The organism is Colwellia sp. 75C3 (genome assembly GCF_002836255.1).
Taxonomy (GTDB): domain Bacteria; phylum Pseudomonadota; class Gammaproteobacteria; order Enterobacterales; family Alteromonadaceae; genus Colwellia.
The window spans coordinates 52,740-68,759 of the sequence record NZ_PJAU01000061.1 but is presented as its reverse complement, the minus strand read 5'-3'; the positions used below and the strand labels follow the sequence as shown (position 1 = coordinate 68,759).

General features: G+C 37.4%; 14 protein-coding genes. 2 read left to right on the top strand and 12 right to left on the bottom strand.

Annotated elements, in window-relative coordinates; all coding sequences use genetic code 11:
* Window positions 1-39 precede the first annotated feature (39 nt).
* Window positions 40-933 carry a LysR family transcriptional regulator gene (locus CXF85_RS21485; RefSeq protein ID WP_101230698.1) on the top strand — a complete coding sequence of 298 codons (894 nt, stop codon included), beginning with the start codon at window positions 40-42 and terminating at the stop codon, window positions 931-933.
* Window positions 934-1,189: 256 nt separating this feature from the next.
* On the opposite strand, the gene CXF85_RS21480 is transcribed toward CXF85_RS21485, so the two are convergent.
* Both CXF85_RS21480 and CXF85_RS21475 read right to left on the bottom strand, forming a co-directional pair.
* Window positions 1,190-1,420, bottom strand: a complete 231-nt coding sequence (locus CXF85_RS21480) for a glutaredoxin family protein (protein WP_101230697.1) — start codon at window positions 1,418-1,420, stop codon at window positions 1,190-1,192.
* 220 nt (window positions 1,421-1,640) lie between these two features.
* Window positions 1,641-2,669 carry an AraC family transcriptional regulator gene (locus tag CXF85_RS21475; RefSeq protein ID WP_101230696.1) on the bottom strand — a complete coding sequence of 343 codons (1,029 nt, stop codon included), beginning with the start codon at window positions 2,667-2,669 and terminating at the stop codon, window positions 1,641-1,643.
* A gap of 156 nt (window positions 2,670-2,825) precedes the next feature.
* Between CXF85_RS21475 and CXF85_RS21470 the strand changes: the two genes are divergently transcribed.
* The gene (locus CXF85_RS21470; RefSeq protein ID WP_101230695.1) at window positions 2,826-5,174 is read left to right on the top strand and encodes a TonB-dependent receptor; all 2,349 of its coding nucleotides are present in this window, start codon (window positions 2,826-2,828) and stop codon (window positions 5,172-5,174) included.
* A gap of 137 nt (window positions 5,175-5,311) precedes the next feature.
* Here the strand turns inward: CXF85_RS21470 and CXF85_RS21465 are convergent, their stop codons facing one another.
* The 10 genes from CXF85_RS21465 to CXF85_RS21420 all read right to left on the bottom strand — a co-directional run bounded on the left by CXF85_RS21465 (window position 5,312) and on the right by CXF85_RS21420 (window position 15,974).
* Window positions 5,312-5,509, bottom strand: coding sequence for a CPXCG motif-containing cysteine-rich protein (locus tag CXF85_RS21465; RefSeq protein WP_101230694.1), 198 nt, complete (start codon window positions 5,507-5,509; stop codon window positions 5,312-5,314).
* Between the two features lie 91 nt (window positions 5,510-5,600).
* Window positions 5,601-6,473, bottom strand: coding sequence for an MYG1 family protein (locus CXF85_RS21460; RefSeq protein WP_101230693.1), 873 nt, complete (start codon window positions 6,471-6,473; stop codon window positions 5,601-5,603).
* A gap of 147 nt (window positions 6,474-6,620) precedes the next feature.
* Window positions 6,621-6,779, bottom strand: coding sequence for a DUF3012 domain-containing protein (locus tag CXF85_RS21455; protein ID WP_101230692.1), 159 nt, complete (start codon window positions 6,777-6,779; stop codon window positions 6,621-6,623).
* Window positions 6,780-6,839: 60 nt separating this feature from the next.
* The gene (locus tag CXF85_RS21450) at window positions 6,840-7,058 is read right to left on the bottom strand and encodes a DUF6500 family protein (protein ID WP_101230691.1); all 219 of its coding nucleotides are present in this window, start codon (window positions 7,056-7,058) and stop codon (window positions 6,840-6,842) included.
* A gap of 139 nt (window positions 7,059-7,197) precedes the next feature.
* Window positions 7,198-10,473 (bottom strand): amidohydrolase family protein, encoded by a 3,276-nt coding sequence (locus tag CXF85_RS21445; protein ID WP_232771299.1) that lies wholly within the window; start codon window positions 10,471-10,473, stop codon window positions 7,198-7,200.
* Between the two features lie 242 nt (window positions 10,474-10,715).
* The gene (locus CXF85_RS21440; RefSeq protein WP_101230690.1) at window positions 10,716-11,204 is read right to left on the bottom strand and encodes an arsinothricin resistance N-acetyltransferase ArsN1 family B; all 489 of its coding nucleotides are present in this window, start codon (window positions 11,202-11,204) and stop codon (window positions 10,716-10,718) included.
* 36 nt (window positions 11,205-11,240) lie between these two features.
* On the bottom strand, window positions 11,241-11,711 hold the full coding sequence (locus CXF85_RS21435) for a hypothetical protein (RefSeq protein WP_101230689.1): 471 nt from the start codon (window positions 11,709-11,711) through the stop codon (window positions 11,241-11,243).
* 90 nt (window positions 11,712-11,801) lie between these two features.
* Window positions 11,802-11,984 (bottom strand): hypothetical protein, encoded by a 183-nt coding sequence (locus CXF85_RS21430; RefSeq protein WP_101230688.1) that lies wholly within the window; start codon window positions 11,982-11,984, stop codon window positions 11,802-11,804.
* Window positions 11,985-12,291: 307 nt separating this feature from the next.
* Window positions 12,292-12,840, bottom strand: a complete 549-nt coding sequence (locus CXF85_RS21425; protein ID WP_101230687.1) for a pilus assembly FimT family protein — start codon at window positions 12,838-12,840, stop codon at window positions 12,292-12,294.
* Window positions 12,841-13,103: 263 nt separating this feature from the next.
* Complete coding sequence (locus CXF85_RS21420) at window positions 13,104-15,974, bottom strand: DUF349 domain-containing protein (RefSeq protein ID WP_198555731.1); 2,871 nt, start codon at window positions 15,972-15,974, stop codon at window positions 13,104-13,106.
* Window positions 15,975-16,020 lie beyond the last annotated feature (46 nt).

Below are 16,020 nucleotides of genomic sequence, written 5' to 3'. Positions count from 1 at the left end.
CTATTATCACTTTATTAATCCCATTTTATGAGTGAATAAATGATTGAGAAAATTGAACTTCAGTGGTTACTTAGCTTTCAGTCCGTATATGAAAACTTGAGTTTTAAGCTGGCAGCAGAGCAGCTTCAATTGCCAACATCGAATATTAGTCGTCATGTCGCTTTATTGGAGCAACAACTTGATTTACGATTATTGGAACGCACTACGCGTAAGATGATTCCTACCGCATCAGGAAAAAAGTTATATCAGTCTATTTCACCACTGACACAAGCAGTGAATGATGCCCTTGAGGAAGTCACATTGTCTGGAAACTCACTGTCTGGACAGCTTAAAATTGTCTTGCCAGACCTCCCCTTCATGGCTGAAATAATCGCAAACTTTTGCTTCGAGCATCCTCGAATACAACTAAGTTGTGACACCCAATTAAATCCAAAAGAAGGCTTGTTAGATGGCTTTGATTTAGTATTGCGTTTTGGCCGTGGGGTATTAGAAGATTCAGGCTGGGTCGCTAAGGAAATCCTACGTTGGCCAAGCTCTGTAGTTGCCGCACCAGAACTGCTTAAAAAGCATCCATTGCCACGTTCATTAGATGAGATGAGTAAAGCCCCCTGTATCACCACTCTATCTGTACTCAAGGGGATACCTTGGCGATTTAAGGAAAACCAAACCATTCAACTGCAATCCAGCTATAAAGTTAATAGCGGTAACATTGCCAAGGCCGGTGCAATGAAAGGTCTCGGCTTTGCCATTTTGCCCACTCATGCATGCCAAGCAGAGATAGACAATGGCTCTCTTATTAACATTGATCTTAACTACGAACCTGAAGATCTTGTGTTATATGCGTTTTACTCAGGAAAGAAATACCCACTTGAGAAAGTAAAAGTATTTTTAGAACACTTAAGCTTAGGAGTTATTGGTCTGGAGGATATGTAACTAAAATCCCTATACTTTCATCAAAAGGAGCTTATTATAATTGCCAAATTCACCACTTTTCGGACATGAGATATTTTAACTAATGGGATAGTTTAATTACCATCGGATATTAATAATCCCATAGAACCTTAGTATAACAGGCGTTGATGTCACCAATATAATGTTAATGGCCGGATTATATGATGCTCTGCCCCTCTATATTTTTCTATCAACTCGAAATAGTGTGATCAATGACTAAGTTAGCAAGTTCTGTTTATTAATCAGCGGCATAGAGTTTCTGGAAATCTTTGATATTCCAGCCAATCATTAATTCAGTACCAATTTTAAGGGCTGGTACAGAGCTAACACCTATAGCGTCAAGCTCTTTTCTTCCGCGCTGCATTTTCGCATTTGTTAATCTGTATTTAATGCCATTATCATCCAAGTATTTTTTAGCTTCACGGCAATGGGGGCATTTATCTGAAATATATAAAACAACGCGTTTCATCACTAACCTTTACATAATTGTTAAAGACTAACTATTTTACTGAACTCTCAGAGAAAAACAAAGATGAATTAACTGAACTTTCGATTATATACAAATAAAAGTAAGTTACTCTAGTAAATCAATGGGATCAAAGCATTGCTTGCTCTATAAAATGAACTTGCCGGTATCCTTTCAACAAATGAACAACCGTTAATTATAATAATCCAATCATTTTCCGTAGTCACATTCTAAGGTTTGATGGCGTTTGTCCTGTCCATTTTTTAAAAGCAGCTCTGAAGTTAGACGCATCATTAAATCCAATAGAGCAGCCAATATCTTCAATGGTCAATTGTGTCTCTGTTATTAATTTTTTAGCTGCACTACAGCGTAACTCTTTAACTATGTCTCTAAAGCTGGTGCCCTGCTCTGAAAGCTTTCTGCGCAGCGTTCTCGGTGTTAGGTATAAGTCGCTTGCTAAATTCTCAGCACAAAGCTCTTTATGCATATTTGCGGCTATCCATTGATTGATGGTGATCAAAAACTCGTTTTTAGATCGTACTGAATCTAGTACTGAATCACATTGATTAAGCAATAACGGCATTGCGAAAGGATTACTTTTAGGCGTATTTAATGACCATTTATCGTCACTAAAAACAAATTCACTGTACTGATTACCATAACTAATTGGGCAACCAAAAAAGTCTTCATAATCTTGGTGATGTTTTGGTTTATCAAAACTAAACCGTAAAGCGTCAAAAGCGAAATCGTCTTTGTCTAAAAAATCTCTAACCAAAGATAAAACAATGACGCACTGTAGCTCTATATTAAATTCGGCTAAATCACTGGCAAACAATAGATCCTCAAAACGAAAGCACGATTGTTCAGATTCATCATCAAGATGCAGTGACATATTAACCGTTTTTGTGACCAAATTATGATATTGAAGAGAAAATTCCAGTAATGAACGTAAGTCTTTGCAGCATAATAACGTACAGCCATATAAGCCGTAATCTTTAGGCTTTATAGAGGCCCCCAACAGTAAACTCACACCAGGAATTTCTAAAGCTAAAATATTGCGGTAAAAGGTGACTATTTGTTCCTTATTAATTTTATATTCACGGTCATTTAATCCGTCGGACTCAATATCGGTGTCCTTTAACAAGCGTGATAAATCAATACCGCTGTTAGCTAAGGTAGTCGAAATAAAGTTAAGTTTATGCGCAAAAACTTGGCCGGTAAAATTAGCGGGTAAACTATTTTGTGGAACCATATCATGACTTCTCTTTTTATTATTTAGCACCAGTTAACCACAAATTGACCGCTTTTCACTTAAAGTTGACCGTTTATCACCTTATCTTCACTATCACTCGTCTTTATATTATTAAGGTTACCAAAAATTATAATTATAATAAGAGAGTCAGATAACATGAAAAACAAGGCAATAAAAAGCATATTCACCCTAAGTGCCTGTGCTTTTGCAATTAATGCTGCAATAGCACAAGAGCAAGCAACTTTAGAAGTAATTCAAGTAACGGCACAAAAAAGATCGGAAAATGCGCAAGAAACGCCGATATCAATGAACGTACTAAGTGCTGAAGACTTAAAAGAAAAAAGCATTGAAAAAATTGATGACTTACAATATTCCGTGCCTAACTTGCATATGACAGAAACAGGTATTAGTACTCAAATGTTTATCCGCGGTATAGGTACGGGTAATAACCAAGGTTTTGAGCAATCTGTTGGTCAGTATATCGATGGTGTACATTATGGTCGTCAACAGTTATTACGTATGCCATTTCTCGATTTAGAAAGAATTGAAGTCCTAAAAGGGCCGCAATCCATTATGTTTGGTAAAAACTCGGTTGCAGGTGCGTTAAACTTATCCTCAGCAAAACCAACACAAGATACTGAAATACATCTTGGCGTACAGTATCAACCTACCAATGGTGCTACTGAATTTACCGGTATGGTAACGGGTGCATTAACTGAGACTTTGTCAGCGAGATTAGCGGTTAGAGATTATTCAGAAGATGGCTATATTGAAAATACCTTTAAAAATCGTGATGAAACAATTCGTGAAGAAAGTGCCGTTCGTTTGAGTTTATTGTGGGAGCCAAGTGATACCATGAACTTCTTATTCAAAATCGAACAAGATGATTTTGATGGTACTGGTCGACAAATTGAAGTAATAAAAGATGAACCAGCGCTTGCCGGCTCTCCTATGCCTGGCGCAACATTTAGTCAGATATTAGGGGCTTTAGGGCATCCTAATGCAATTAGTGATAGTGTGTTAAATTATGAGCGCCAAGCTGACGCTGAAGAGAGTAATAGTAACAGCTTAAATAATGCCACGTTAACGGCTAACTTCAAATTTGGTGACTACACCCTTACTACTGTATCAGGTTTAGTTTCATACGACTTTGTTGAAACCTGTGATTGTGATTATACCGCAGCGCCTATTTTTTCAGTATTTATTGATGAAGAATACGAGCAGTTCAGTCAAGAGATTCGATTAGTTTCCCCCGTAGGCGAAAAATTTGATTGGTTAGGTGGCTTGTTTTACCAAACCAGCGAACTTGCCTTTGATGACAACATCATAATACCAACAAACAGTATTCTAGGTTTAGGTAAGCCTATGTTATTACCTATTCATGGACAAGCAGCAGGTCGTAACTACCAATTAGATACTGATATGTATTCAGCCTTTTTCCAAGGTCGTTATCACTTTACAGATGCGTTAACACTGACCTTAGGAGCACGTTATACCAGTGAAGACAAAACGTCATCACGTGTAATGAATATTACTGATATCAGTACAGGCGACATTACTACAAATCCATATGCACCGGCTATATTTGATCTTGCCTTTGGTATTCAAAGTGAACAGAGCCCCTACTCACCTGAAGGTCATAATCTTCAAGGTGAACGTAATGAAACCTCTTTTACGCCACTGATTAATGTAAGTTACAAGCTTGACCAAGATATTATGGTTTATGCTTCTGCTACCACAGGCTTTAAAGCGGGTGGTTTTGATGCGCGAGCAAATAACGTGAATTCATGGGAGTTTGAAGAAGAAGAAGCAACCGCTTATGAACTAGGAATAAAGTCTTTATTACTTGATGATACTTTAGAAGTAAACTTATCTTTTTATCGCACTGAATACGATAACTTACAGGTTAGCCAGTTTGATGGCATACTCGGTTTTAATGTGGGTAATGCCAAAGAAACGGTTGTTCAAGGTGTTGAAGTAGATGGCCGTTGGATAATACTCGATGGTTTATCAATGCAATATGGTATGGCTTATTTAGATCATGAATACAAAGATTTCACCAATGGTAACTGTCACAGCAGACAAGTTCCTGATGGTGATATGGGCGCTGATGGCAATCAACTATGTGACTACACGGGTAAATCTGGGCAATATACCCCGAAGTTTACCGCAAGTATTGGTTTTGATTACTTCACTGATATTTCATTTTTAGGTTTTGAATACTTCAGAACGACACTCGGTCTGTATCATTCAGCAAAACAAAATGTTGATGTTAACTTAAACCCGCTTTATGAAGAAGATGCTTACAACAAAGTTGATATGCGTATTGCCCTTGAAAGCGAAAATTGGAATATTGCGCTGTTTGGTAAAAACATGACTAATGAAGAAGTATTAACCTATGTGGGTAATAATCCATTATCGGGTAGTACTTTTGGTACCGATACTTTTTATGGTTTTGTCGACCGACCAGCGACTTATGGCATACAAGTAGATTATAACTTCTAGTTAGCTTAACTTATAACGTTGAAAAGTAGCGTTATAAGTTAACAGATGAAAAAAGGGATTAAGTTTTTGTATGCTAAGGCAATACAGCAACTTAATCCCTTCTTTAATCAATGTCGTTTCAGTTACTTTTGGTTTTATTAAAACGCTTCATCTTCACTGAAAACACTGACGGTAAGTTCACCCTCATCACTTTCAAACACTAAGAAATTTATTGGCTTACAACATACTTGGCAATCTTCAATATACTGCTGTGCGACGTCAGTTGAATCAATTAGCACCTTAATCGTTTCACCACAGTAAGGACAGTCTATAGACTTCTTAGTTAATTGATGCATTTTTTCTCTCGACTTTCCAAAACACATAACAACTCAAGAACTGAACATTGAATTGTTATGCTTTTAGTATTTTATAACGGATAAGTGACTTCTACTCTGCTTCAAGTGCCATGTCTGCCATTTTCATGGTGCTTTCAAATGATTCTGCGCCCGCAATAAACAAACCATTATGGCAAAACATTGCGTCATCAATACCCGTTACGTCTTTAAGCGCTTGATCAGATAAACCAGCCCAACCGTTAGGTAATGGTTTTCTGTCTTCAAATGAACCCGGTTCAACAGGTACTGTTTGAATTCGCCATTGGCCAGAATTTGATGGGTAAACCATGTACAAAGCTACTTCAGACAACGCGTGAACGGTTCTTTTCCATGGCGTATATTGTTCTAAAACGATCACTCGAGGATCTTTAGCATTGTCGATAGCTTTAGCCACGATATCTTTTGCACTAATGCCGCCGTTAGCAGAGGCAATAAAACGTGTTAAAACGCGTGATGCAAATTCAACCGCTTCATCAAAACAAGTATCAAAGTGACTATCTTCTTGCCACGTTGGGTTAAACATTGAAATGGTTTGGCTAAGGCTAATACCTTGTGAAACACCCTCGACATGACCGCAATCAATTGCATCAATGGTAGATACTAATCCAGTATCTACGGAATTTGCTACCTCTTGATTACCCTGACAGATTTCTAAACCATATTTCTGCCAAATTAAACCAAATGATGAATAAGGAATACCATTTTCACGCTCACCAGCACCACCACGTTGATGATGATCAAAACGACCGGCATCGGAATCATATTCACCACCTACATCGATGACAATATCGGCTTTTGCGATAAGCTCTAAATTACGTGTACGTATGAGTTCAATAGACGGAAAAATGTTTTTAAGTGCAGCGATACTGAATACATCATCTGCATGAAAGTTACCGTTGTGAGTTGCTATCGTTATATTAGTCATTTATTTTGGGTCATTTTAGAAAGGGATAAGAAGGTGTTACTAGTGTAAATTCACTGTTTTGACTTTTCTGTTTTTATTTTTCTATTTCAAAAATTTTACTCAGAAAATCTGTATAGCGGATTCTATACGAAGACAGCTAACTTTACTTTAAAAAATACAGTGCTTAGTAAAATCTTTAGCTTCTGTTGCAGTCCAGTCCCCTTTAGGTTTTTCTTTCATAACAGCACACCATTCTTCGCTCCCGATGGTAGGAGAGCAAGCGGTAAGAATGAAAACAGCGACACAAATACTCATAATTTTTTTCATTGAATTTCCTAATGTATAAATGATGTAATACAGCTAATAATGACAGTTTACTCGAATAAGCTACTGCTCAGATATTACTAGCGCTTTAATTTTTAACGCTTTTTCAAAGTGATCAAGTTTATGGGTGATGATCCACCACGTAGCAGCTTCCATTAATAAAACAGGGTCATCATTTTTGTTAGCAAAGAAGGCATAAAAAGATAAACCGACGTTAGCGCCCTTTTGAGCCACCTTTTTATCACATACTTCAATAATTTTATTTTGTAAACTCGTTCTCACCCGTGAAATTCCTTTTATGGTACGTTTGTCTTACGAAGCTTATTTAAATGAATAAAAAAGCCAGCAAGTATCACTTGCTGGCTTTTATTTTACGCTAAGTTAACCCGCTATTAAATAGCCATTAGCTTAACAACAAAGACTACTTGTTTTCGAAGTAGAACTTTTCACGTTTATTATCGTAGTTACCAATCTCATTCATAGTGTCGGCATTATACAAACGGCCGTTAACCATGGTATGAGTAACTTTATCACTTAAACGAATGTCCTTACTGATGTCACCATCAATAACAATCATATCCGCCAGTTTACCTACGGTGATTGAACCTAAGTCTTTATCTAAACCAAGTGATCTTGCTGGAGAAATAGTTGCGGTGCGGATAGCTTGCAGTGGCGTCATACCGCCTTGTGCCATCATCCACATTTCCCAGTGCATTGCTAAACCTTCACGTTGACCGTGACCTCCGGCGTTAACTTCAACACCTAAGTCTTGCATTTCTTTGGCAACTTTGGCGACGTTAAAGTGATTGTAATGATGAAGCGGCGCTTTTGGTCGACGCATCGAGCGTGGATCTAAAAACTCACTTGGTACATATTTACTTAAACGTGGGTGCTCCCAAACATTGGTTGTATCGTACCAATAGTTTTCGCCAGAAATACCGCCATAGGCAACACCCATAGTTGGTGTGTAAGCCATGTCAGATTGAGACCATAACTGTTTGATATCATCATAAATTTCAGCAGTAGAAATGGAGTGTTCAAGGGTAGTATGCCCATCAACAACCATGGTTAAGTTATGCTGTAATAATGATCCCCCTTCAGGTACCACCATCATTTCTAATTCACGCGCTGCTTGTATAAACTGCTGGCGTTGGTTACGACGTGGTTGGTTATAGCTTTTAACACTAAAGGCCCCTGCCGCTTTTAAACGTTCAACGTGAAACTTAGCATCATCTAGACTATCAACATGTGAAGTATATCCAGGGATAGTTGCACCATATAAAATAGTACCGGTTGAGAATAGACGTGCGGCCACTATTTTACCGGCTTTTTGCATTTCACTGGCGGCAAAAAATTCAGTGGTATCGTTTGAAGGATCATGAATAGTGGTAACACCTAGCGCTAAACCAGCATAATTTTTCCAGTTTTGCTGTGGAATAATTTCATTACTGCCTTGTGAGCCATGTGCATGAGCATCAATCAATCCTGGCATCACCGTCTTGCCAGTAATATCAATGATCGTTGCATCACTTGGGATGTTAACTTGCCCTTTAGTGCCAACTGCTTTGATTTTGTTACCTTCAACCAGCACAACGCCGTTTTCAATAACTTGTTCACCTTCCATAGTGATAACGTTACCGCCAACAAAAGCGACATGACCTGATGGAATATCAACTTTTTGCTGATAACTTAAGTTAGTCACTTTCGCTTTAGTAACCGACTTTTCAACTTTATCATCAGACTCTTCATCACTAGTTTTACCGGTGATATCAAATAAACCGTTTACAGAGGCTTGGTATAAATCAGCACCTAAGCTCCAATAAAGCTCGTTCGATTTACCATTCCAATTAACACCTTCACCAGCACGTACTGATAATTGTTCTACCGGTAAATTTTTAGCTTTAGGACCAATATCAATTACATCACCACGTTCAACAAAAGGTGTTACAAAGACTTTAAAGCGCTCGGCAAAAGCAAGGTATTGACCATCTGGCGATACACGATACTCAGAAGCAAACTTGCCTTGATATAATTTAGTATCATGCTGACCATCTAAATCAACGCGTGCAATGTTTGGAGTCTTTCCGTCACGGGTCAAATAAATACGGTCATTACGAGCGCCAAAGTGTGGTTGTACGCCACTTTCAGTAACCAATGTAGCTTGACCACCTTTTGATGATACAGCATAAACACCTGGGTTTAAGCCCCATGTCGGATCGGTAATATAACCGCCACTAACTTTACGATAAACAACAACTTTGCCATTAGGCGAAAAGCTTGGTTCTACGTATTTACCTTGTTCACGAGTTATTGTTTTACCTTTACCACCACGGCTAGATACAACACGAACTTGACCTAAACTTTTATCGTCCCAACTAACGTAAACAATCTTTTTACCATCACGTGAGAAACTTGGATTAAGCTCAAACTGACCTTTTTGTTTTGTTAAGCGTTTAGGTTTTCCGTTAGGTAAGCTTTTGGTATAAAGCAGTCCCATTGACTCAAACACCGCGACTTTACCATTAGGAGAGACTTTAACATCACGTAACATTTTGGTATCAAAGGTTTTTTGATCTAAGTCTTGGGTGAAACGTACAGCGGTTTGAATCTTCTTTTGTGTTTTAACATGAAAGTCGATCACCGTCGCTTTTTTAGATTCAAGTGATAATTTATTAATTTTACCCCCTGACCAGAAAACTAAACCATCACTATCTGGAGTCCAAGCCATGGTAGGATAAACACCATGGATAGCCCACGTTTCCTGCATGTCACGGTCTAAACCATCATAAACTTTAGTTTCTTCACCACTTTTAAGATTGTATAAATATAAATTGGATTGGAAATCATCACGGCTAATAAACGCTAAATACTTACCATCAGGGGAAAGTGTAGGTCTTATTGCACCACCTTTACCTGATACAACGACTTTAATTTCACCCGTTTCAAGCTCAAGGCGCTTAATTTTGTAAATGCCCTTCTCAGAGTCTTTTGAATAATGAAAACTTTTACCCGGCGTAGCATCTTGTGAAAAATAGACATATTTACCGTCATGAGAAAATGCAGGTTCGCCTAAATCTTTTTGTTCATTTGGCCGTTTAGTTAACATAACGCCATTGCCACCCGACTTATGGTACATCCACACTTCACCTGCACCTAAGGAGCGAGTTCCAGTGTAGTGCTTACGGCCAACAATATAATTACCATCAGGTGACCATGCAGGGCTATTTAATAAACGAAACGTTTCGCTAGTGACTGCTTTGGCATCACTACCATCGACTTTCATTACCCATAAATTATCACCACCATCTTCATCAGAAGTAAAGGCAATGTATTTACCGTCCGGGCTAAAACGTGGTTGCATTTGCCAGGCAATATCTGTCATTAATGCTTTGGCTTCACCGCCAGACGCTGGCATGGTGTAAATGTCACCCAATAAATCAAAGACAATGGTTTTACCATCGGGACTTAAATCTACATTCATCCAAGTACCTGAACGAACATCTATGTTTGCTGTGGTAAATTGTCCTTGAGGATCGTTTACAGACCATTTCGTAGCCGTTTCTTTTACACTTGCTTCGCTAGTCTTTGCAGGTGATTTGTTAGGTGCCTGTGCAAAAGTTGTTGGCAAAGCCAACAAAACACTAAGAGCAACACCTGAGAGTAGAAGTTTTTTAGACAACATTTTTTTCGATGGCATAAATGGGTACCTTATACGTTTGTATCGGTTGAATTTACTATCTTTTTAATTATCCATACTTAATCACATACGCAAAATAAATGTAAGTGAGTTACGGTGGTTAGTTCTAATTTTAAGATATATTACCACAGCAAAAAAGCGCAATATTGTACGCCTTTACTTCCACGACTGATAATGGGATGAACAGAATAGTGAAATAGTGAAATAACGGTGACATAGCGTTTGCAGCTAGGATTTATAGACTAAAACGTGGCTTGCCAATAACCAACATCTAACCAACGGTCAAACTTTAAGCCGACTTCTTTAAAGTGCGCAACTTTTTCCATGCCGAATTTCTCATGTAAAGCGACACTGGCAGCATTGGGTAAGGTAATACCACCAATAACACTATGGATTCCCAACACTTTTAATTTATCAAATAAGGCTTGGTATAACTGACTGCCTAGCCCTTTTCCGCCATGCTCTGCTGATAAGTACACAGTGACTTCTACTGAAAATCGATAAGAGAAACGTTCACGCCACTTGGTTGCATAAGCGTAACCTGCGACTTCTCCGGTATCGTCCTCAACAACTAACCAAGGTAGTTCAGCGTTGAGTACTTTTGTGATCCTACTTAACATCTCTACTGGGGTTATTGTTTGCTCTTCAAAGGTAATAATAGTGTTGGTAATGTAATGATTATAAATATCACAAATAGCCTCTGCGTCTTTTTCTTGAACTGTACGTATCATATCCTTGCTATTCCTTAAACCTTGGTTTAGTCAACATTAATTACTGTAGTGGCGGATAACTGAAATTTTACCTTGTTCAATCTCGAACACTTCTAATACGCTATTATCAATAAGAATTTCTTGACCATTATCTGGATGTATACCTTTCGCCTTAGTGCGAAACTCAATCATAATAACATTGTGACCAAAAGACTTATTGGTCAATTTGGCTTGGTACTGAGTATGTATACCTAGGTAATAATTCATGCCTTTACGCAGCATAACTTTACCATCGGGGGCACGACTATCATCATTTGAATACGGTAAATGCTGATAACCAATATCATCGGTTAAAAAGGTCAAATAATGTTCTAAGTCTTGCTTTGTTGCCTGGGGCTTTTGAACATTAGTCCAAGCGGCGAAGTACTCGTTAGTAAATTTTTCATAGTCAAAACTCTGCTCTTTCGCGTTGACCATAATTGGAAATACAAACAACAAACCAAGTAAACTTGATAACCAAAACTTCATAAAAACGTCCTTTTTTTTGGGATAACATAAGTAATAGTGTTTTATAAACAATATCGTTTTAAAACACTATTTTTTTAAATGCAGAGCTAATCATTGCGCTTGTTTATTAATTTCTTGATTAATCGCTTTGATTTCGGCCTTACACTTTGCATTGTCTTTAGATGAACCTTGCGAACAAGGTATAGATGAACTGCCGCCTAAATCGCGTTGTACACTATAGTACACACAGGATGAAAGTAATAAGCTACTAACTAAGATACAAAAAATTTTCATAAGGACCCCTTTAATAAAGTCGTATTACTAAGTTAAACAAGGCTATCCATATCAAGGGAGCTAACTTTCCCGATTTATTACACTTTTATCACCTACATTAGCTTTAATGGGTAAGTTAGTCGAATAAGGTGTTTAGTAAGTTGATATACGGATACATAGTTTTTTTTATGACTATTATTGTTTAGAAAAAAGTAATAGTCAGAATACGTGTTAGCAGCATAGAAGGAAAGGAAATATACGTGTTTTAACTAGGGGGAACACACTATTAGCTAAAGAGTATGCGTAACAGGCCATCACTTATTAAGAGTTAACAATCATCTGTTTCTATTGTGATTACTGGATTTTTCGGAGCACTTTCAGGTTTAACTAGCGGGTTTTCGTAGCGAATATGGCATTTAATCTTAGATTTTTGATCATAATCAGTGATAAAGAAAATATAGATGTAGTTATTGAATGAGGATTTATCGGTGAAAAATGGCGCTGCATCACGATTACGGAAAGCCGTATTACGATCAACGGCATCTATGTCTAACCATGCTTTTACTTGTGCATTTTGAACAGGAAAACTATCTCTACCACGCACAGAGGGATAGCCGTTATATAAAGGTATATCTACTCCGGCAATTTGAATTAAACCTTTACCTGTTTGCTCGTTATCGATAATTGCGCGGGAATGAATGAGTTGCAAACCACTAGCCATTGCCCCACCAATAGATTCCAGTGTCGAGGCTCTTGAATCATGAGCCAAACTTATAAACTTTGGTGCAGCCGTAACAGCCAAGATGCCTAAAATTACCATAACAACCACTAACTCAATTAACGTGAAGCCATTGTCTCTATAACTTAATTGTGTCATTTATTTTGCTTACCCTATTAAAAATAATATTACTTAGCGTGATTTATTATAATGGTTATGGATAAAAACAATGTAACTGGTTGTTAATGTGGATTAAAAATTGTTACCAATGGTAATAAGTAGCCTGTTTTTGATACGGGTAATTACAAAAAAAATCAGTTTGCTTCATATTAAGAAACAAACTGATTTTTAGTTTTGTGCTGGGTGTGGTGTTCGTTACGTTTAACTAGATTTATCTAACGTCTGTAACGTCAACAATGAGTCTACAAACAATAAATGCCTTTTAAACGCTCAATTAATGGTAAATCACTTTCAGCAAGTTGACCTAACATCAACCAATCAACAAGTAATTTACTTAAATCAATTTCAGTACCTGAAAGCATTTGTTCCTGCATTAGCTGTACTTGTACTTTCATACGCTGAGCAGCTAGATCTGCTGGCGAATCACTTTTACCCAGTATTTCAATTTCTAGGGTTTTATCAAAGCGAGAACTCGCTTGAACTTGTTTCGTTAACTTAACATGTTCTTGGAAACGTTTTTGCCAAAAACTGGTCATATTATTGAAAACAGCTGATGTTTGTAATTCTGCCAACTCTTGCTTGTTTTGAGCGTGTAAGGACAATAACTCAAACAAGTTTGACCAACTCTGAGATTCCTTGACCTGGCTATTACTTTTTATCACTTGCTCAATATTTTTAATTATCCTTTCTAGACGATTTGCTACAGGCTTAATAACAGGTCTATGAGCAATAACGTCGTTAAGTAACGTTTGTGCTTGCTGCTCAATTGATTGCAAAACTTGCTTGTCATCTTTATTTGCTAAGCTATTAAGAGACTCTTCAATGATAACTACTTGATCAACAAAAACTTGTTGCTGAGTTGATAACGCCGCTTGTTGATCAGACTTAAACTGTTGTCTTTTAGAGAATAACGCATCATTAACTTCACGGAATTTTTGCCACAACTGATTTTCTTGATGGTTACCGGCAAAACCGATTTCACGCCATGTTTGTTGTAACTGTTTCGCCGATTCAATAGCAGCTAAAACATCTTCACTGGCAAGTAACGCTTCTGCTTTAGTGATCAACGCTTGTTTTTCTGTGCTGTTACTTAAATGGAAAACGCTAATGGCATTTTTAATCGGGGTAATAGCATTTTTAAATTTAAGCTGTAATTTTTTATATTGGTTACGATCTACTTCACCCGCGTTATTCCACTGCTGTTGTAAATTATTGAGTTGACCGTCCAGTTTTTTGAAATCTACCGTCTGTGCTTCTTGCGACTCATTAAGATTGACAACAAACTGTTCTGCTTTTTCTAATAATTTTTGACGTTGCTCTAGATGCTGTAAACGTATTTTATCTTGCTCAGCGTAGAATAAACGACACGGGGCAAACGCTTGTTCACAAAGTTGATTAAACTGCTCATTTAACTGCTTATCAACATCCTCATCTGCGTGACCTAAAGAATTCCAAGTATTACGGTATTCTTTAACTTTGGTCGCTTGCTCATTCGGGTTATCAAGTGGTGTTTCAACCAATGTTTGCATCGCTAACAGTAACTCTTGTTTACGTGGTGTGGCGATGTAGTGTTCCCAATCGCTTAGCTCGACCATTTTTTCGCTAACTTGGTCAAAGTCACGTTGTAATTGCTGTTGTTGCTGAGCAGACAACTGGTGAATGCTTTCTTTTACACCTTTAAACAAACCAAAACAAACTTTGAATTTACCGTTACTAAGTAAGCGTTTTATGTCTACTAGTCTTTTCTTATGTTGAAAAAACAGTTCTTTTTGCTGACTTTGTAGTGACTTTAATCCGCCCTGCCAGTTACTTACGATTTCTTTTTGAGCTTTAACAATGGATTCGGGTAAAATACCTGCTGTTTTCCGTTCAATGACGCGCCACGCTTTTAGCCAATCATTGTAGGTTTCTTGACGATCGTTCAATTCATCTAATGATTTTGGTAAGGTTAATTGTGAGATTTTCGAAATCAAATTGGTCGCTTCACTAACCGATTCAGCAATTTCTGGTATTTCACCTAAACGTGTAGTTAATTTCGTTACTTGGGTAATAAAGCCGTCTTGTTCAGCTTTATTAAGTACCGATGCTTTTATATCGGTGGTTAACTGACGTAACAACTCTTTAAATTGTTCTTCATCAACGTTATCACTTGAAAATACCGCCGTGGTAATACCTTGGCTGATCTGATTAAGCTGTTGAGTGAACTCTTTTTTGTCTTGCTGTTTATCATGAGCTAACTTATCGCTTATTATTTGCTGCTGATAGTTTTCTGCTTTGGCAATGAATAACTTTTCCAGTTGAGTCACTATGCTTTGATATTTATCATTAAACACCACTAGTTCTTCGGCAGTAAAAACATCAAATTCAGCTTCTAGGGCCTGCCAATCACTTATTAATAGTGTTTTACGTTTTTTGTAAACACCATAATCAGCAACATCTTTTAACGCTTGCAGTTTTGATAAGGTCAGTTGAATTTGCTTGGTTAATTTTTGTGGTTTTTCAATCGCGGCCTGTATTGCTGCGATTTTATCTTCAATTTGTTGCGTTAATAAGTCATTACATGCTTTTTTACTTAGCTTTTCTAATACTTTACTGTCATCAACTTGATTAAGTAAATACGTCTGAAAATCAGGGTTTTGTTTTTGGCTAAAGCTATGTGTTAATAAGTGCATTGTCGTTTTACGTGCACTTATTTGCTGGTAAAGCGCTATCATAATAGCGCTGTCTTGTTCATGAGCTAACCATGCTTCTAATAAAGCAGTAGACAACACAGGTGTTGTTGCTTGTTGGGCTAATAGCGTTTGCTTTTGTTCAGTACTGATCACTACATTGTGATCAGTTGCTAAAATATCATGCACTTGTTTGGCCGCAAATTGTTTTACTTTTACTTGGTTATTATCTTTACTTGCTTCAAGGTAACAATCAAAAGTGCCTACTTTGATAAGTGCAGCACGGCGCACTAAATCACTAATATCATGTTTGATAAGATCATTTAATATGGCGAATTGCTCACTGTTATCAGCAGATAATTCATCATTAATCGCGGTAATACGTACAGTCGCGTCTTTATGTTGCCAGTTAACTTTTGTTTTAAAAAATTTGGAGAAGATCATAGTTAATTTAATTCTTTCAGTTAGAGAATAACGAGAGGGATTTAAG